The 17,973-nt window shown below is 59.6% G+C and carries 16 protein-coding genes, 1 tRNA gene and 1 pseudogene; 10 read left to right on the plus strand and 8 right to left on the minus strand.

Features of this window, described 5'->3' with window-relative positions:
- Positions 1-156 precede the first annotated feature (156 nt).
- The 5 genes from xylF to AC13QY_RS10950 all read left to right on the plus strand — a co-directional run bounded on the left by xylF (position 157) and on the right by AC13QY_RS10950 (position 5,132).
- Positions 157-1,197, plus strand: coding sequence for a D-xylose ABC transporter substrate-binding protein (xylF, locus tag AC13QY_RS10930; protein WP_113332140.1), 1,041 nt, complete (start codon positions 157-159; stop codon positions 1,195-1,197).
- Between the two features lie 290 nt (positions 1,198-1,487).
- Positions 1,488-2,801: a sugar ABC transporter permease gene (locus AC13QY_RS10935; RefSeq protein ID WP_113332139.1), complete on the plus strand. Its 1,314-nt coding sequence runs from the start codon at positions 1,488-1,490 to the stop codon at positions 2,799-2,801.
- A gap of 15 nt (positions 2,802-2,816) precedes the next feature.
- A complete protein-coding gene (locus tag AC13QY_RS10940) occupies positions 2,817-3,599 on the plus strand; it encodes an ATP-binding cassette domain-containing protein (protein WP_069612788.1) in 783 nt (260 codons plus the stop codon).
- A gap of 162 nt (positions 3,600-3,761) precedes the next feature.
- Positions 3,762-3,838 (plus strand) — tRNA-Arg (locus AC13QY_RS10945).
- A 343-nt stretch (positions 3,839-4,181) separates the two neighbouring features.
- Entirely contained in the window at positions 4,182-5,132 is a 951-nt protein-coding gene (locus AC13QY_RS10950) for a class I SAM-dependent methyltransferase (protein WP_162748784.1), read from the plus strand.
- 157 nt (positions 5,133-5,289) lie between these two features.
- On the opposite strand, the gene AC13QY_RS10955 is transcribed toward AC13QY_RS10950, so the two are convergent.
- The 3 genes from AC13QY_RS10955 to AC13QY_RS10965 all read right to left on the minus strand — a co-directional run bounded on the left by AC13QY_RS10955 (position 5,290) and on the right by AC13QY_RS10965 (position 8,298).
- On the minus strand, positions 5,290-6,192 hold the full coding sequence (locus AC13QY_RS10955; RefSeq protein WP_113351747.1) for a GNAT family N-acetyltransferase: 903 nt from the start codon (positions 6,190-6,192) through the stop codon (positions 5,290-5,292).
- A 394-nt stretch (positions 6,193-6,586) separates the two neighbouring features.
- Positions 6,587-6,898, minus strand: a complete 312-nt coding sequence (locus tag AC13QY_RS10960) for a hypothetical protein (RefSeq protein ID WP_113330174.1) — start codon at positions 6,896-6,898, stop codon at positions 6,587-6,589.
- Positions 6,899-7,197: 299 nt separating this feature from the next.
- Entirely contained in the window at positions 7,198-8,298 is a 1,101-nt protein-coding gene (locus AC13QY_RS10965; protein WP_075851272.1) for a porin, read from the minus strand.
- A gap of 375 nt (positions 8,299-8,673) precedes the next feature.
- On the opposite strand from AC13QY_RS10965, the gene AC13QY_RS10970 reads away from it, so the two are divergent.
- Positions 8,674-9,135, plus strand: coding sequence for a cupin domain-containing protein (locus tag AC13QY_RS10970; RefSeq protein WP_113351746.1), 462 nt, complete (start codon positions 8,674-8,676; stop codon positions 9,133-9,135).
- On the opposite strand, the pseudogene AC13QY_RS10975 reads toward AC13QY_RS10970, so the two are convergent.
- Positions 9,132-9,643, minus strand: a pseudogene (locus AC13QY_RS10975) (GNAT family N-acetyltransferase). The gene AC13QY_RS10970 and the pseudogene AC13QY_RS10975 overlap by 4 nt on opposite strands.
- A gap of 19 nt (positions 9,644-9,662) precedes the next feature.
- Positions 9,663-10,658 carry a LysR family transcriptional regulator gene (locus tag AC13QY_RS10980; RefSeq protein ID WP_113351745.1) on the minus strand — a complete coding sequence of 332 codons (996 nt, stop codon included), beginning with the start codon at positions 10,656-10,658 and terminating at the stop codon, positions 9,663-9,665.
- Between the two features lie 121 nt (positions 10,659-10,779).
- On the opposite strand from AC13QY_RS10980, the gene AC13QY_RS10985 reads away from it, so the two are divergent.
- Entirely contained in the window at positions 10,780-12,180 is a 1,401-nt protein-coding gene (locus AC13QY_RS10985) for an MFS transporter (RefSeq protein ID WP_113330179.1), read from the plus strand.
- A gap of 32 nt (positions 12,181-12,212) precedes the next feature.
- Here AC13QY_RS10985 and AC13QY_RS10990 read toward each other — a convergent pair whose 3' ends face one another.
- Together AC13QY_RS10990 and AC13QY_RS10995 are read right to left on the minus strand one after the other, a co-directional pair.
- Complete coding sequence (locus tag AC13QY_RS10990; protein WP_113420527.1) at positions 12,213-13,493, minus strand: RNA polymerase sigma factor; 1,281 nt, start codon at positions 13,491-13,493, stop codon at positions 12,213-12,215.
- 31 nt (positions 13,494-13,524) lie between these two features.
- Positions 13,525-13,917, minus strand: coding sequence for a YciI family protein (locus AC13QY_RS10995; protein WP_113330420.1), 393 nt, complete (start codon positions 13,915-13,917; stop codon positions 13,525-13,527).
- A 359-nt stretch (positions 13,918-14,276) separates the two neighbouring features.
- Between AC13QY_RS10995 and AC13QY_RS11000 the strand changes: the two genes are divergently transcribed.
- Both AC13QY_RS11000 and AC13QY_RS11005 read left to right on the plus strand, forming a co-directional pair.
- Positions 14,277-14,654, plus strand: a complete 378-nt coding sequence (locus AC13QY_RS11000; protein WP_113330181.1) for a VOC family protein — start codon at positions 14,277-14,279, stop codon at positions 14,652-14,654.
- Positions 14,655-14,923: 269 nt separating this feature from the next.
- On the plus strand, positions 14,924-15,631 hold the full coding sequence (locus AC13QY_RS11005) for a phosphatase PAP2 family protein (protein ID WP_488493440.1): 708 nt from the start codon (positions 14,924-14,926) through the stop codon (positions 15,629-15,631).
- A gap of 11 nt (positions 15,632-15,642) precedes the next feature.
- Here the strand turns inward: AC13QY_RS11005 and AC13QY_RS11010 are convergent, their stop codons facing one another.
- The gene (locus AC13QY_RS11010; protein WP_113330421.1) at positions 15,643-16,029 is read right to left on the minus strand and encodes a response regulator; all 387 of its coding nucleotides are present in this window, start codon (positions 16,027-16,029) and stop codon (positions 15,643-15,645) included.
- A gap of 357 nt (positions 16,030-16,386) precedes the next feature.
- On the opposite strand from AC13QY_RS11010, the gene AC13QY_RS11015 reads away from it, so the two are divergent.
- Complete coding sequence (locus AC13QY_RS11015) at positions 16,387-17,940, plus strand: phosphoethanolamine transferase (RefSeq protein WP_488493441.1); 1,554 nt, start codon at positions 16,387-16,389, stop codon at positions 17,938-17,940.
- Positions 17,941-17,973: the final 33 nt, after the last annotated feature.

A 17,973-nucleotide genomic window follows, 5' to 3' on the forward strand; every position in this document is an offset into this window, starting at 1 on the left:
GAAACCTGGCGGCGCGGGTGTTGACAGCTGAAAAAATCTCTGACACTAAATTTCTCGACTGTCGAGAAAAAAGTCCAAAGCTTTTCTTGTCAGCATTTTCGCCGCGGCCGACGGGAGTTCAGGATACGTGCGGTCGCATTCACTCGGGAGGATCACATGAAAGCTTTCATCAAGCTGGCTGCGGGCGCGGCCATCGTTTTGACCATGCAGACGGCCGCCTTCGCCAAGGATCTCGTCGTCGGCGTTTCCTGGTCGAATTTCCAGGAAGAGCGTTGGAAGACCGATGAAGCAGCCATCAAGAAGGCTCTGGCAGCCGCTGGCGCCAAGTACATTTCCGCCGACGCCCAGTCGTCCGCTTCCAAGCAGCTGACCGATGTCGAGTCGCTGATTTCGCAGGGTGCTAATGCCCTCATCATTCTCGCTCAGGATTCCGATGCCATCGGCCCGGCCGTCGAAAAGGCCGCTGACGAAGGCATTCCGGTCGTCGGTTATGACCGCCTGATCGAAAATCCGGCAGCCTTCTACATCACCTTCGACAACAAGGAAGTGGGCCGCATGCAGGCTCGCGAAGTCCTGAAGGCAAAGCCGGAAGGCAACTACGTCTTCATCAAGGGTTCGTCGTCCGACCCGAACGCCGACTTCCTGTTCTCCGGTCAGATCGAAGTGCTGAAATCCGCCATCGACGCCGGCAAGATCAAGAATGTCGGTGAAGCCTACACGGACGGCTGGCTGCCGCAGAACGCGCAGCGCAACATGGAGCAGTTCCTGACCGCTAACAACAACAAGGTTGATGCGGTCGTCGCCTCCAACGACGGCACCGCCGGTGGCGCTGTCGCAGCACTCGACGCCCAGGGCCTCGCCGGTTCCGTTCCGGTTTCCGGCCAGGATGCCGACAAGGCCGCTCTGAACCGTATCGCGCTCGGCACGCAGACCGTTTCGGTCTGGAAGGACTCTCGCGAACTCGGCAAGCGCGCCGCTGAAATCGCCCTCGCTCTTGCCGGCGGCAAGACCCAGGACCAGATCGAAGGCGTCCAGACCTTCAACGGCGGCCCGAAGCACGTCGCCATGAAGTCGGTCTTCCTGACCCCGATCCCGATCACCAAGGACAACCTGAACGTCGTCATCGACGCAGGCTGGATCTCCAAGGCTGAAGCCTGCCAGGGCGTGAAGGCCGGCAGCGTCGCTGCCTGCAAATAAGCACCGGCTTGACGAGCTGACCCGAAGATAATGCCGACGCCGCAAGGGGCTTTCCATTGCGGCGTCGAATGCGGATGAGAGGCCCGCAACCAAACCCAGAATGGGAATGAAGGCCTCCCGCATGTGTTGCGTCATCGCATATCCGATCGGCTTGCCGGATGGCGGTCGTGGACCCGGGACAACCGGATGGGCGAGCGATGACGTCTATTGTGACCAGCGCGGATACTGCCCAGCGATCAAGAAAGAGCATTCGCGGGCCTGCGCCCAACAAGTGGGAGAACGGCAAAGCGATGGCCGACATGACACATTCCACAACATCGAGTGGTCCGCGCAATGCGGAAGAAGGCGCCATCACGCGCTTCCTGCGTGCAACGGAAATCGATACCCGCCTGCTCGGCATGATCGGCGCTCTGTTGATCATCTGGATCGGCTTCGACGTCTATACCGGCGGCCTTTTCCTGACCCCCAGAAACCTCTGGAACCTTTCCGTTCAGACCTGCGAGATCGCCGTGCTGGCGACGGGCATGGTACTCGTCATCGTCACCCGCAATATCGACCTTTCCGTCGGTTCCATGCTCGGCTTCATCGCCATGATCATGGGCGTCATCCAGGCAAAATACCTGCCCGCCTATCTCGGCTTCGACAGTTCCTGGACCTGGGTCATCACGCTGATCTGCGGCCTTGTCATCGGTACGCTGCTCGGCACCTTCCAAGGCGTCATCATCGCTTTTCTGAATGTCCCCTCCTTCATCGTCACCCTTGGCGGCCTTCTCGCCTGGCGCGGCCTTGCCTGGTACGTCACCAGCGGCCAGACGGTTGCCCCGCTCGACGCCACCTTCCGCATCATGGGAGGCGGCGCCGAAGGTTCGATCGGTGCGACATGGAGCTGGATCCTCGGCGTACTCGCCTGCGTGTTCATCGTTCTCGGCATTATCGGCGGGCGCCATCAGCGCAAGCGCTTCAACTTCCCGCGCCGGCCGCTCTGGGCGGAATATTTCCTCGCCATCCTCGGCTCCGCTCTCGTCCTCGTCACGATCTACGTCTTCAACATCTATTACTGGCCAACCGGCATCGCGAAGAAATACGCGACCGAGCATAACATCCCCTGGCCGGAAACGGGGCTCGATATCCCCTACGGCATCGCCGTGCCCGTGCTGATCGCCGTCGGCATCGGTATCATCATGACCTTCATCGCCACCCGCCTGCGCTTCGGCCGCTACGTCTTCGCGATCGGCGGCAACCCGGAAGCAGCGGAACTCGCCGGCATCAAGACGCGCTGGGTAACGGTGCGCATCTTCGCGCTGATGGGCTTGCTTGCGGCGGTCGCCGCGGCTATCTCCACCGCCCGTCTGAATGCCGCCGCCAATTCGCAAGGGACGACCTACGAACTCTTCACCATCGCCGCAGCCGTCATCGGCGGCACGTCGCTTGCCGGCGGCAGCGGCACCATCGCCGGCGCCATGCTCGGCGCCCTCGTCATGCAGTCGCTGCAATCGGGCATGGGGCTCGCCAATGTCGATACGCCGATCCAGAACGTCGTCGTCGGCGTCGTGCTCGTCATCGCCGTCTGGCTCGACATCGTCTATCGCTCGCGCGCCAAGTAAAAGGAATTCTGAACCATGACGGATCAAACCACTCCGCTTGTGGAAATGAAGAACATTTCCATCTCCTTCGGCGGCATCCACGCGGTCGACAACGCCTCGGTCGATCTCTACCCCGGCGAAGTCGTAGCGCTCCTCGGCCATAACGGCGCCGGCAAGTCGACGCTGATCAAGATCCTCTCGGGCGCCTACAAGCGCGACAGCGGCGATATCCTGATCAACGGCGAGCCTGCCGATATCCGCAGCCCGCGCGACGCCAAGAAATACGGCATCGAGACGATCTACCAGACGCTCGCCGTCGCCGACAATGTCGACGCCGCCGCCAATCTCTATCTCGGCCGCGAGCTGCAGACACGCTGGGGCACGCTCGACGACGTCGCGATGGAAGCCAAGGCCCGCGAAGTCATGGGGCGCCTCAACCCCAACTTCAAGCGCTTCAAGGAGCCGGTGAAGGCGCTGTCCGGCGGCCAGCGCCAGTCGGTCGCGATCGCCCGTGCCATCCTCTTCGATGCCCGTATCCTGATCATGGACGAGCCGACCGCGGCGCTCGGCCCGCAGGAGACGGCGCAGGTCGGCGAGCTCATCAAGCAGCTGAAAAAGGAAGGCATCGGCATCTTCCTGATCAGCCACGACATCCACGACGTCTTCGACCTCGCCGACCGCGTCTCGGTCATGAAGAACGGCCAGGTCGTCGGCCACGCCCGCACCGAAGACGTCACCAAGGACGAAGTGCTGGGCATGATCATCCTCGGCAAGGTGCCGCCAAAGGCCACCCCCGGCCCCGGCGCGATGAAGGAATGAGCCTATACCACCCATGACAGCAAGGCCGCGCGCCCAAAGCCCGCGGCCTCATCTCACCAAAACGTCCGATCTCACGCTTTCCTGAATTTTCCCGATTGAAGCCAAGCGCTTCCTAGGCTAAGAACCAGCCATCGGACAGGCGATTCAAAACCGCCACGGCATGCACCCGTAGCTCAGCTGGATAGAGTGTTGGATTCCGATTCCAAAGGTCACAGGTTCGAATCCTGTCGGGTGCGCCACACTCCACTAGGTCCGTTCTGGACACATAGGTTACGATTTATTCCTGAGACATAGGTAACACTTTTGGACCGAAAGGGTTCGGCAGCGGTTCGAGCCTGCATGTCTCGTCATCGAAGCGCCACCTCCGTAAGCGCATAAATAGATTTATTTCAAACGCCGCCGTTTCCCACGAAGGGACCGAATCTAAGAGCGGCTTGACGAATTCAACTATTCGATAGTAGGGGAAGGCCGCGCAGCCTTTGGCTGCAGGATGACATTGAAACACGCACATGAACATATTCCGGCGGGTGGACGGACAGTAGTACGATGTCTTTCATATCGAATAAATGGCGTGTCTCAGACTTGGATCAATTCGCCATCGAGTGCGATCGCTTAGGGGGGCCAGAGCACCCCGATGCCGTGCGCGCCATGGGCAACTTTTCGCTCACATTCGACACCGAGATTGACATACGTCTCGATCCGTTCTCGGATGCGTATTTTGAACAGCAACTCGCCCTTTATAGCGAGATATCGGGCCGCTCATTCGAACCGGCGAAAGGTGAACTAACGCCGATCGATGCGGTAAAGCATTCTCAGGGTGCAAATCCATTTCTCTCTACCGACGTTTCCGCCATGGCAAGTCATGTGCGGACGATCGCCACTGTCATGACGGTCGCCAATCTGCCAGCCGGCGCTCGCATCCTGGATTTGGGCTGCGGTTGGGGGCTGTCGAGTGAAATCATGGCCTTCTGTGGGGCTACGATTGATGCGGTAGACATCAATCCGCCATTTGTTCAATTGGTCAATTTGCGCGCGGCACCACGCAACTATGATATCAAAGCCCGCCAGGGAGAATTCGATAATCTTCAAGCTCAAGGCACTTATGATCTCATCCTATTTTATGAGTGCCTTCACCATGCGTCCAAGCCCTGGGAACTGATTGAACGCGTAAAGCCATTCTTGTCGAAGACTGGTAAGATTGCCTTTGCAGGAGAACCCATAAACGATCTCTGGTGGCCGCACTGGGGCTTGAGATTGGATCACCTGTCGGTTTATTGCATTCGAAAGTTCGGCTGGTTTGAAAGTGGCTGGTCTGAGGGCTTTATACGAAGCTGCTTCCGTCGCGCCGGACTGGATGTCGTCATTTATCCTCGTATCGGCCTTCGAAACGGACCCATCGGCTATGCCATGCTCCCTGGTGCTCCCGCCAACGCCGAACCAATCCCTCAGGCCGCTGGCTTGAGGCACCTACTGCTGTGGAGGGCCTTAAGTGGCTTGAAGCGGTTCGGACGGAGGCTGCTGAAGTCAAGGTAGGGTGACACGATCCTCGGATATGCATCTCCCCTCCGATGGCAGATAGGTTGGACACCAATACCGAGGTCAGGCATGAACCACTCGCTAGCCCACCCAGCACTCGTTGCTAGCAACCGAGATAGCCATTCCGCGTCGCGGCATATCCACAGACGACCGTTCACATAAAGCCCGGATTTCGTGGCAGATACTGCGTCCAGTCGCCATAGCCGGGCGATGCCATCAGCAGCATCGGAAAGGTGATCCGCATGCCTTGATCGATCGCAAGGCTCAAGGCACCGTCGCATGTGCCCGGCAGGAACGCCGATATCTTCTCGGCACCGCCATTGGCCGCCAGCTTCAGCATGGTCGCAAAGCCATCGCGAAGAAAATCAGGTCGCGTGACCGCGAGGGGACCGATATGCCCATTGGAGCCGATGTAACCATAGCCGACAATATCATTGCCAGCGTAGAGCAGAACCCCCTTGGCTGCAGGATCGTCGAGCAGATAGCGGTGATGTTTCTCCCGCGAGATGCCTAGCGCTCGGGAATCGATTTCGACCAGATTTTGCATCACAGCGGCGCCGTTATCGATCGCGATGGTGCGCAATGGCAGTTCCGGCAAGGTCTGCCTCATCTGCTCGCGCGCCATGCTGAAAAGATAAATCGGCATCTTGGGAAAGAGGCCGTGCCGCATGTATAGGCCCTGCGAGACACGATTGAAGGTGAAAGTGATCAGCGCTTTGTGAGCCGCTCCCGATTTTCGGGCATGCTCCATGGTTCGTTGCAATAGTCCATTGCCGATACCCTGTCCCTGATGGGCGGGATCGACGAACAGCTGGGCGAGGAACCAAACGTTGCCGCAAACCCAACTCCAGGCGAAGCCATGAATTTCCCCGCCATCTTCTGCGATCCATAATCCATCGGGGTCGTCCTTGAGTGAAAACAGCTGAAAGTTGGGAGGGCTTGCCGTCGCCATGGAGCCGAAGCCATGCCGGACGGTAAGATCGTTGATGCTGGCAACCACCAGAGCATCGGTCGCGGCTAAATCGTCCGCGCAAGCAGGTCTGTAAACAAGCGGCATTGGGCAACCCCGCAAATGCTTCCGCGACAAAGCACAAGCCGCAACGCCGGTCATATCGATCACGCACGACCGCCGCCGCTTCGCTTCCGGCACCCTTGGTCCCGATAAGAGAAACCGGAGGCTTGATGCTTCTCCCTCTGGACACTTTCTTCGATCCCGAGACCGCGATAATAACATACGCGTTCTCAGTTTCATCCTGCGGGATGCGCCATTTTCCTAAACTGTTTCGGTGCGAATGCCGAACTCGAACTGCTTGTAGCAGCGGGATGCTCTCCGGCAACCGGCTTCCATCTGAAAACGCAACAAGAGTGTGAGACGGCAGCTTTCCTGCCGTATCGGTATTACTATGGGAGGGCATGACAGCCGATCTTGCAATGGCAATCAGCCCACCACCTCAATGATTCTTATTCGGCCCCTTGCCGGTGGTGAAGCTGCAGGTCTTGATCTTGCAGCTGGGATCGTCGCTCGTCGGAACGCTGGCGCTGCTCATCGCGCCCTGGCCGAGGCATGCCATCGAGTTCGAGACAGTGCGGTTGTACATCATCAGGCCCGGATGATGAGACGGGTACCTCAGTACGATCGAGCCTTCCTGTGCCATCTTCTCATGCACGGCTGCACAGGTCATCGATTTGGAATTATAGGCCGACATGGCCATTGCGTTGGTGGACATCAGTCCGATTGCCGCAAGTATGATAATCGTCTTCATGGGGCTTCCTTTGGTGGCACCAAATAGCGCTAGAAAGGATGAGATATCCCTTCATTAGCTTTACATTTATGACAGTGAGCCGACTTCCCTTTGTCAGCTGTATGGGTCGCGATCGTGAACGATCGCTCGGCAAGCTCGTGGTTCGGATACGCTCGAGCCGAAAGCCGTCTCGCCTTGCATCATGCCGATTGGCATCATGCCGGCGAACTAGGTTTTCCAATCACCTCGAATGAGGCAGGCAGGGCCTGATGCGAATACCAGGCCCCATTTCGGAGAAGGTCAAGCCAAGTCGACCGACCTCAGAATGTCCGCTCGAAGCGCAGGATACCCGAGAAGGTATCATCGCTCGGCAGATCATAGTGAACGTAGGTGAACTCCGGCTCGACCAGCAGGTTCTTGACCGGGTTGAACTTGACGTTGGTCGTTGCCTCGAAGATCTTGGAGTCGGTATAGGCGAGCTGAACGTTCCACTTCAGCTTGTCATTGATCGGAACGCCGACACCGCCCCAGACTGCCCAGTCACCCCAGCCGCACTTTGCACCGTGAACGACGCCGTCGGAGGTCGTGCAGGCCGAGACGTTCTGGTTCGAGCCGGCATACTGGTTGAGCTTGTCGCCATCAGTGTTCCAGCCGCCCATCAGGAAGGCCGTGAGGAAACCGAAGTCCGCGTCGACACGAGCCTTGATGGCGCCTTCCTCGACGATCGAATCGTAGCCGCCGACGACCTTGAAGCCGAACATGCCGGCCTTGTAGCCGAGACCGGCGACAACGTTCGGAGCGTAGTGATCAGCCTTCGAAAGCTGCCAGCTGCCGCCATAGGCGCTTGTGGTCGTGCCGGAATTGCTGTCTTCGAGCGAGATGACGCCCGTGAAGCCCGTGCCGCTGTCGTAATTATAGGTCAGCTGGTTCAATTCATACGGACCGTCATAGATGACGTCGTCCTGGATCACGTCGCCGGCATAGCCGACGAACTGGTTGTACTGCGAGTCAGTCTTACCGACGGTGAAGCCGCCGAGGGTGATGTAGGCCCACAGCAGGTTGGTGGAGGTCGAGCCGCCGTCGTTCCAGTCCCAGCGAACGATGGTTTCGGTCTTCAGCGGACCATATTCGGTGTCCGTCGCGGTATTGAGGTTGAGTTCGGCGCGGGTATGCCACTTGGTGCCGAAGTTGCTGTCGCGATTGTAAGGATCTTTCCACTGGCCTTCGGTGCGGACCTTGCCGCCAACGCGCAAGCAGGTTTCCGTGCCGGGTATGAAGAAATAGCCGGCGCCGAACGCGTCGCAGATGCGCACATATTCCAGCGGCTCCGGTTCGGCGGCGACGATAGCGTCAGCCGCATGAGCGCCGGATACGACGCAGAGGGCCGCAGCCGAGCCGATAAGCAAGCTCTTGATGTTCATTGTAACTCCATTCTTCAAACGAACTTGCGCGAGATACGAACCTGGGGGCCGTCCGACATCAAGTTTCAGTGGCTAACTCGAAGCACAAGGCCTCGCTTCCACATAGTAAGCTGCATTTACTATTTTGCTTTTACAAGGATTTAAGAAGGCTCCCCACATATGTGACAGCACCTACATACGGCGTGTTGCTCAAACGACGCACATGTGTATGAACGATGACAACCAGGTAACAACCAGATGACAAATACAGGCAGCCAAGCCTGATTTGCCATGCTCTACCGAGATGCATTGCTGGACTGGCAGCGATGAGTCTTGTTAGACTTGAAACCGCACAAACAGCATATCCACCCTTGGCAAATCGCAGGCAGGATCATCATGCCGAAGATCGATGTTGCAGCCGTGCCGGAAATCAAGGGCACGCGCTATCCCGCCCCTTTCAATGATCACTCCACCGAGCGCGTCAGGCAGCGACTGGGCGATGCCGGCGGCCTCAGGGATTTCGGCGTCAACCTGATGCGGCTGCCGCCAGGCAACTGGTCGAGCCAGCGGCATTGGCATTCGGAGGAGGATGAATTCGTCTATGTGCTGGAAGGCGAGCTGACGCTGATCGAGGATGATGGCGAGACGGTGCTGTGCGCCGGCGATTGCGCGGCCTTCCCGAAGGGCTCCGGCAACGGCCATCATATGATCAACAAATCGAATAGCACGGCCATCTATCTCGAGGCCGGTACGCGCTCACCGACCGATCTCATCACCTGCTCGGACGTCGACATGATGAGCTCCAGCACGGACGGTCGTTTCGTGCATAAGGATGGCATGCCCTATCCGGACGGCTAGTCCTGTTCGCCGGCGCTCGCCACCGGCAGCTTGAAGGACAGGAGATGAGTCGGCGCTCCATGCAGCATGACCTCCCGCTCGAAACCGAAGCCGCATTTTTCCAGAACGCGCCGAGAGGCAACATTGACGGGCCGCACCAGCCCTATAACGCGTTTCGCCCGCAGATCATGCCGGGCGAAGGCCAATGCCTCCGTCACCAGTTCCGTTGCGTAGCCGCTTCCCCAATAATCGGGGTGCAGGTGATAGGAGAGATTTAGCCCCTCGAAGAGACGGTAACGCCGCCAAAGCCGATCAGCCGCCCTTCCGTTTCGATCGCCCAGCGCCCGAAGCCGTTCACGCGCCAGTGCGCCTGATCCCGAGCGAGCCGCCGGGCACTTTCCGCAGGCGAATCCGGCGTTGGATCGGGCCGATGGGCGACCAGCTCCGGCCGCGCAAACAAAGCCGTGACGAAGTCGAGATCCCGCTCCTCCGGCACGCGCAGGGACAGGCGCGGCGTATGCCGGATCATCGTCCCTCTCCTCGAAGCATCATATCGCCTCGGCAAGTTCAGGCGGATCGTAGCAGCAGGCATCCGTGGAGACGCCCATGCGGCACCCGCTGGCCTCGAGAGCTTCCTTGACGACATCAACGAAAAGGCGGCGGAACCATACCGAACGGCCGTCAGCCTGATCGACGCGGCGATAGAGCATCGTCACCGGATCGGCCGGCAGCTCGAACGGCGGCTCTGAAATCGTCAGGTCGTGCAATTGTGCCATGCAGCGGGCAATGGCTTCTGGAACCGTAGCAATGGCGGGAATGGCTTGCAGCGTCGACGGAAGGGCAGAAAAGCGGGGAACGGTCGCCACCACCTGCCGGCGATGACCGAGACGAGCGAGCGCGGCATCGACACTGGTGGATATGGAGCCTTCAAGCGAAACGGTCACGTGCGGCGCGCTGGCGAAATGCTTCAGGCTCAGCGGCGTCGCGCATTTGAGATGCCGGCCATCATAGATGCAAAGCGAAGCCTGTTCGAACAGCGGCGCGCGTACATGCCAGGAGGCCGGCTCATCATGCACGGAGATGCTGAATTCGAAGGCGCCTTCGTCCAGCAGCCGCACGGCATCACGCCGGTCGAAGGCAACGCTGGTCAGCCGGGCACTCGGCGCGAGCCGGCGCAGCCGCGCCGCCAGCGGCCCGAAGAAGGATGATTCGAGATTGTCGCAGAGTCCGACGCGGAATTCCCCCTGCCAGCTTCCCGGATCGAAGGCTGCCGGTGGACGAATGGCACGCTCGATGCCGGAAAGCGCATCTTCGATTGCCGGCGCGATGGACAGCGCCCGCGGCGTCGGCTGCAAACCGCGCCCGACGCGCACGAACAATTCATCGTCCAGCGTCTCGCGCAGCCGGCGAAGGGCTGCGGAAAGACCAGGCTGGCCGAGCAGCAGCCGCTCGGCCGCGCGGCTCACGTTCCGCTCCTGCATCAGCACGGAGAAGGCGAGCAGCAAATTGAGATCGATCTTTCGAAGCGTCGCATCATTCATCATCGCCAGTAATACCTGACATGGTTACTATCAATTTGCAATAGGGTTTGAAGATGTACATTTTCTCGTTCCCTGCCGTTTTCAACCTCCCAAAAAGGCGGCAGCACAGAAAGGAACGATCCCGATGACTTCTTCCCAAACCCGAAGCGGGGCGGGATTGGCGTTGCTGCTGCTATGCGCCGCCAATTTCCTCGACGCCATGGACGTCTCCACCATTGGGGTGGCCCTGCCCGCAATCCAGAAAGAGCTCGGCATGCAGGCGACCTCGCTGCAATGGGCTGTCAGTGCCTATGTGCTCGGCTATGGCGGCTTTCTGCTGCTCGGCGGCCGCGTAGCCGACCTTTTCGGCCACCGCCGCGTCTTCCTATGGTCGCTCGGCATCTTCGCCGCCGCCAGCATTGCCGGCGGCTTCGTCGACAGCGCGCCAACGCTCATTGCCGCTCGCCTGATCAAGGGCATTGCGGCCGCTTTCACCGCACCGGCAGCACTGGCCCTTCTTCTCTCCGTCTTCGGAGACGGCAATGCCCGTGCCAAGGCGCTCGGCGTCTTCTCCTCCACCGGTGCTGCCGGCTTCGTGCTCGGCATGGTACTGGGTGGAGCGGCAACCCTCATCAGCTGGCGCGCGACCCTCGTCATGGGTGCTCCCATCGCCATCCTGGCGCTAATCATTGCTCCGCTCGTCCTGCCAGCCGATCACAAACGCAGCGGCCCGCGCGCCCGCTTCGACTGGGCCGGCGCGCTGACGATCACCCCCGGCCTGCTGCTCTTCGTCTTCGGCGTCACCAATGCCGCCGCCGATGGCTGGCAGGCCTTCGCGACCTGGGGCTCGCTCCTTGCCGCATTGATCCTGATCCTGCTGTTCCTGGTCGTGGAGTCGCGCCATCATGATCCGATGGTGCCGCTTGCCATGTTCCGCCGCACCAAGCTCAGCCATGCCAATGCCGTCGCCGCGCTGTACCAGGGAGCCTATGTCGGCTTCCAGTTCATCGCGACGCTCTATTACCAGACCGTCGTCGGCTGGTCGGCCTTTGCCACCGGCTTCGCCTTCGCCATAGGCGGCACTTGCGTGATGTTCCTGGCACCGCGCTTTGCGACTATCGGCCAGAACCGCGGTACGACCTTGCTGATGACCTTCGGCGTGGGATTGCAGGCCATCAGCTATCTCTTCTGGGTGCTGTCGGCCGGGCATATCGATACGATGGTACTCGTCGCCATTTCGCAGCTCCTGCTCGGCGTCGGCTACGCCATGACCTATCCGTCGATCCAGGTTGCCGCCCTCTCAGACGTCGGCGACGATGAATCCGGCCTGGCTTCGGGCATGCTGTTTGCCTCCTTCCAGATTGGCGGCGGCATCATCCTGGCAGCGGCGTCAGCCGTCTTCAGTGCGGCTCCGAGCTTCGGCTGGAATCCCTATATTGCCGGCATCGGTTTCGTGACGATCCTCGCTGCAGCCATCACGTTGCTCGCCGCCGTCGGCCCGCGCTCATCCGCGGCAAGGGCCACGAATTATCAGGCTGCAGAATAGTTCAAAGCAAGATGACCCGCCTCTCCGGCGGGTCAATCCTTCCCTGTGTCGGCGGCGTCGGCGGCTTCGGCAGCACGGCGCATCAGAAAATCACGCTCTCTCCGATTTTCAGCAAGTGCGGCCGCTGTCTCAAAGGCTTGCCGCGCTTCATCGCATCGGCCAAGCTTGCGGAGAAGATCACCGCGAACGCTCGGCAGAAGATGATAGTCCTTCAGCGCAGGTTCATCGCGGAGACCGTCGATGATGTCTAACGCCACCTCGGGACCCTCGGCCATGCCCACGGCGACAGCGCGATTGAGTTCGACGATCGGGGAAGGAACAAGCTCGGCAAGTTCCGCATAGAGATCGGCAATCCGCCTCCAGTCGGTTTCATCAGCTGTCCTCGCTCTCGCGTGACAGGCGACGATCGCGGCTTGCAAGGCATAAACCCCGCCGGCGCCGCCAAGTTCCTGTACCCGTCGCAAGGCCTGCAGACCTCGCTGGATCTGCAGTCGATCCCAGCGGTCGCGATTTTGATCGAGCAGCAAAATCGGATTGCCGTTGGCATCCGTCCTGGCCGCCGAACGGGACGCATTCAGCTCCATCAGGGCCAGCAATGCATGTGCCTCCGGCTCCTGCGGCGCGACGGACGTCAATATTCGCCCGAGCCGCAGCGCTTCGCTGCACAATTGCAGCCGCATCCAATTCTCGCCGCGCGCGGCCGTATATCCCTCGTTGAAGATCAGATAAACCACCTCCAGCACCGAGGCGAGGCGCTGCGACAGCTCCCCGCCGTGTGGCGTTTCATAGGAAAGTCCCGATTCCGACAATGTCTTCTTGGCGCGGACGATGCGCTGCGCGATCGTTGCCTCCGACACCAGAAACGCCCTGGCGATTTCCTCGGTCGTCAGACCGCAGATCATCCGCAAGGCAAGCGCCACCCGCGCCTCGCGCGAGATCAGCGGATGGCATGCCGTGAAGATCAAGCGCAGCATTTCATCGCCGATGTCGTCATCGAGAGGGGTGTCTAGGTCGGGCATGATCTGCTCTTCCTCCTCCATCTCTCGAACGATCATCTCGTGCTTCTGATCGAGCATGCGCCGGCGACGCAAATGGTCCAGCGCCCGACGCCTGGCAGTGGTCATAAGCCAAGCGCCGGGCCGCTCGGGGATGCCCGTTTCCGGCCACCGCTCCAAGGCGACAACAAGCGCTTCCTGTGTCAGATCCTCAGCCAGCGGCACGTCGCGCAACAATCGCGCCAAGCTGGTGATGAGCCGCGGTTGTTCGATCCGCCAGACGGCAAGGATCGCTCGGTGGGTGCCGGCGGCTGTCAAGGCCGCCCGCCCCGGTCACGAACCGAAAGCATCATGCCCTTGCTTCGGCGAGCGGGTCACATACACCTTCGGCATTTGGCTCGAAGTAGGCGCGCACCTCACATGTGCCTTCCCAACCGGGCATAAAATCCTTGTGCAATTGCATGAACTCGACTGCCAGTGCCACGGCCTCCTCCTTGCTCTGCAGTTCGAAGATGGCATAACCGCCGACGACCTCCTTGGCCTCCACGAAGGGACCGTCGACGACACTCAGCTTGCAATCCTTGATCGTGACGCGGGCGCCCGTCGCAAGAGGCATCAGTCCCGCCGTATCGATCATGCGGCCGGCCTTGATTTCCCGATCGGCGAGCTTGTGCATGGCCTCGGCAAGCTCCGGCGTCGGATGCATGAAATCGGTGGATGTGACGATAGACATGAAACGCATGGAAATGTCCTCCGGAAGCGAGGCGCCGGCACCATTGCCGCTCAATAAACTCGCTCATATTGACGACGAAGCTGCTCTCCGGAAATCGACAGTCGTTTTGAAAAATTCGTATCGCGGCCGAGCATCGAAAAATCCCGCTCCCAATCCGCTGATCTCACCGGGAGCGGCATCCTTCGACCATTTATAGACGAAACACCCGGGGCAAGCGACCGGACGGCCCATCGCTTCGTTTTGTTGACTTCCCATGACCGTTGCAAGATGGTGAGACGAATTCGACCTGCGGACTTTCGAAAGCCGGCGCTTCTCCAGGGCGTACCTTCCGCAAAGCTCTGCAGACAACACGGCAGGAGCTCGTTTTCATGTTCGACCATATTTCGATCGGCGTCAAAGACCTGACGCGGGCGCAGAAATTTTATGACGCAGCCCTTTCTCCGCTTGGCTACGAGCGCGTCACCAACTTCGATGGCACGGTTGGATATGGGGCGGAGCGTGCCCAGTTCTGGGTCAGTGAGGTGGAACGTCCCGTTCCCGCCGATCGCGGTTCCGGCCTGCATTTCTGTTTCGTAGCGCCAAGCCAGGCAGCCGTCGACGCCTTTCATGCCGCCGGCATCGCCAATGGCGGCGAAGACAATGGCAAGCCAGGCATCCGGCCCGACTACAGCCAGTTCTACTATGCCGCCTTCGTTATCGATCCCGATGGTTACCGGCTGGAAGCCTATTTCAAGACCGGCGAATAACTCACCGCACACAATAGAGAAAGGCACCGTCAACCGCCGCAGTCGCTTTAGCGGGCTACCGAGCCTCAAGGGACTTTCTTAACCGTTTGATCTTTCAGGTTACCGTCAGGCTTCTGTCATAAAAGACGCCCGATAGTGGCCTTTGGGCGTTTGCACAACGCGAACGGGCACTTGTTTTGAACCTGTTCAGACAGTGGCCAGCGTCTACGATGTACGACAACTCCATTGCTTACACAAAACGGACCGCTCCTGTCAGCAGATCCTTTTTTGTGTTTCTCGCGCTCTTCGTGCTCTGGTGGGTGCTGCTGTTCGTCTTCTATCGATTTCCCGATATCGATCTCGTCGTCGCGAAGAGTGTCTTCACTGCTACGCCCTGCGCATCCGCCGTCATTCCGGGTGAAGTCTGCGGCGCCTTTGCCCTGGCCAAGAACCGTATCTTCGAGATCGTGCGAGATGTGACGCTCGCCCTGCCCTATATCGCCGTCGTCGTCCTGATTGCCAACCTGATTTCGTCCTGGCGCAAATCCGGTGCAGGCTGGCGGACGCTGAAAACGGATCGGTACATTGCTGCACTGATATCGCTTGTCATCGGCTGCGGCCTCATCGTCAACACGCTGCTCAAGAGCTACAGCGGCAGGCCGAGACCGCGCAGCACGGATCTCTTCGGCGGCTCGCTGGATTTCGTCCAGGCAGGCTCGTTTGCCGGCCGCTGTCTCGGAAACTGTTCTTTCGTCTCCGGCGAGGCGTCGTCCGGCGGCTGGCTGCTTTGCCTCGTCTTGCTGCTGCCGCCGCGCCTGCGTTTTCCGCTCGGCATTCCCCTGGCTGCCATCTCGATCATGATGCCGGTCATGCGCGTGATGACCGGAGCCCACTATCTGTCCGACGCGGTCCTGGGCTGGCTCTTGTCCCTGGTGGTCTTTGCCGCAACCATCGCTGTGATCGATCTCCTGCGGTCGGGAACGACGGCCCGGGCCTGAAAGCCGCTGGGTCAACCAGCGTTGCGCATGCGGATCAAGCGGCGGCGTCTTGCCGCCTTGCGTACGCGAACCGCCATCTCGCTTAGCGCAAAAGGTTTCACGAGATAGTCGACGGCACCGATATTCATGGCCGTCATCTGGTCCGACAGCTGATCATAGGCCGACATGACAATGACTGGGGTCGTTTCGCCGCGCGCTTCCATGAGCTTGAGCAGATCGAGGCCGCTGCCATCGGGCAAGCGAAGATCAAGCAGCATCACGTCGTGGGCTTCGGCCGCGACGGCCCCCCTGGCGGATTCCAAATCCATGGACCAATCGACCGACCACCCCTCCGCACGCAGATGATCCTGTACGGCATTGCCTATGAGTATATTGTCTTCGACCAATAGAAGCCGCACGATTGCATCCCCAGTTGCAATCAAGCAGCTATGATGCCTATTTCTGACGGCGACCTGAACTCCGGATATGAAGCCGGCAAAAAAGACGACAATCGGAATCAGGCCCGAAATAGCCCTGCACAAAAGCTTGTCATTCAGGTAAATGTCAGGATTGGTAACCATGGTGGCCGGCTTCAACAGCCAAAGCGCCATCCTGCAGTGATGGGTTTACAGGCACCCCGCCGATAGCCCACGCCTCGGAGACAACCATTGACCAGCGAAAACGCATCATCTGGCCGACAGATATTCCGGCCAGCAATCGGCAGTGTCACACTGTGCCTTATAGCCACGCTTTATGTACTTCTTGTGACAAACAAGATGTTCTGGACGAAGTCCTATGGCTATTTTATCGCTGACCCGGCCGCTTTTGCCGCCTTCGTCATCGGTATTTCCGCAGCCATCATGGCGCTCTTCACGCTCTTCTCCGCCAAATACGTCACGAAGCCGGTCCTGATCTTCTTCATTCTGGTGGCATCGGTATCGTCCTGGTTCAACGACCAGTTCGGCGTCATCATCGACAAGGAGATGATCCGCAATGCGGCTGTTTCGACAGGCGCGGAAAGCGGCCATCTGATTACGACGCGCTTCATCACCTATGTTTTGCTGACAGGCATCTTGCCGTCGCTTGTTGTCGCATGGGTCCGGATCGTCCATCGCCCGATCTTCAAGAAACTCGCCTACAATACCGCCGTCATCCTCGCCTGCTCGGCGATCTTCGTCATCGCCGGGACGACCTTCTATAAGACTTATGCTGGCGTCGGCCGCGCTCATCGCGACCTGATGGATACCCTCAATCCGGTGATGCCGATCACAAGCGCGGTGCGTTACGTCATAGATACGCAAAGAAACGCAAACGTCGTCGCACAGCCATTGGGCACGGACGCCCATAGGGTCGGCGTCGTCGACAAGGGCAAGCCGCGCGTCACGATCATCGTGGCCGGGGAAACGGCGCGTGCGCAGAACTTCTCGCTCGGCGGCTATGCCAAGATGACCAATCCGGAACTGGCAAAGCGCAATGTCGTCTACTTCCCCAATACCACCAGCTGCGGTACGGCGACAGCAACCTCCATACCCTGCCTCTTCTCGGTCTACACGCGCCAACAATACAGCCATCGCAAGGGGCTAGAGACGGAAAACCTGCTCGATGTCCTGACCCATGCCAAGGTCGACGTAACCTGGCTCGACAATGACACGGGCAGCTACAACGTCACCGATCGCGTTTCCTACACCTTTCTGCCGCACTCTGCGGATCCGCGCTTCTGCCAGGACGGCGAATGCAAGGACGAGATCCTCGTCGACAAGGTCGACGGCTGGCTGGACAAGGTGAAGGGCGACAGCGTGCTGGTGCTGCACCAGCTCGGCAGTCACGGCCCCGCCTACTATCAGCGCTACACGGAAGAATTCCGCCGGTTCCGGCCGGATTGCCGCTCCAACGACTTCAGCTCCTGCTCACAGGAGGAAATCACCAACGCCTATGACAATACGATCCTCTATACGGATCACATCGTCGCCATGGTGATCGACAAGCTGAAGCAGCGCTCCGACTCGATATCCGGCTCCGTGCTCTATTTCTCCGATCACGGCGAGTCGCTCGGTGAAAATGGCATCTATCTGCACGGCACGCCCTATTTCATCGCTCCTTCACAGCAGACGCATGTGCCGATGCTGGTATGGATGGCCGACGATCTCGCCAAGACCGCCGGTTTCGACATGGCCTGCCTAGCCAAGCAGGCCGCCGAGGGCACCTACTCTCACGACAACATCTTCCACAGCGTTCTCGGCATGACGGACGTCTCGACGAAGGTCTATGATCCGAAGCTGGATGTTTTCGCGGCCTGTCGCACGCCGTCGAACAAGCTGGCGCTGAACTGATGGACTGGGCAATGTCCGGCAGCCCTTTTTGAC

Source organism: Martinezella sp. CNPSo 3795, assembly GCF_057784475.1.

Coding starts and splice junctions, on each gene's coding strand:
- xylF (WP_113332140.1), top strand. CDS start 157: ATGAAAGCTTTCATCAAGCTGGCTGCGGGCGCGGCCATCGTTTTGACC.
- AC13QY_RS10935 (WP_113332139.1), top strand. CDS start 1,488: ATGGCCGACATGACACATTCCACAACATCGAGTGGTCCGCGCAATGCG.
- AC13QY_RS10940 (WP_069612788.1), top strand. CDS start 2,817: ATGACGGATCAAACCACTCCGCTTGTGGAAATGAAGAACATTTCCATC.
- AC13QY_RS10955 (WP_113351747.1), bottom strand. CDS start 6,192: ATGCCGCTTGTTTACAGACCTGCTTGCGCGGACGATTTAGCCGCGACC.
- AC13QY_RS10960 (WP_113330174.1), bottom strand. CDS start 6,898: ATGAAGACGATTATCATACTTGCGGCAATCGGACTGATGTCCACCAAC.
- AC13QY_RS10965 (WP_075851272.1), bottom strand. CDS start 8,298: ATGAACATCAAGAGCTTGCTTATCGGCTCGGCTGCGGCCCTCTGCGTC.
- AC13QY_RS10970 (WP_113351746.1), top strand. CDS start 8,674: ATGCCGAAGATCGATGTTGCAGCCGTGCCGGAAATCAAGGGCACGCGC.
- AC13QY_RS10980 (WP_113351745.1), bottom strand. CDS start 10,658: ATGATGAATGATGCGACGCTTCGAAAGATCGATCTCAATTTGCTGCTC.
- AC13QY_RS10985 (WP_113330179.1), top strand. CDS start 10,780: ATGACTTCTTCCCAAACCCGAAGCGGGGCGGGATTGGCGTTGCTGCTG.
- AC13QY_RS10995 (WP_113330420.1), bottom strand. CDS start 13,917: ATGCGTTTCATGTCTATCGTCACATCCACCGATTTCATGCATCCGACG.
- AC13QY_RS11000 (WP_113330181.1), top strand. CDS start 14,277: ATGTTCGACCATATTTCGATCGGCGTCAAAGACCTGACGCGGGCGCAG.
- AC13QY_RS11015 (WP_488493441.1), top strand. CDS start 16,387: ATGTTCTGGACGAAGTCCTATGGCTATTTTATCGCTGACCCGGCCGCT.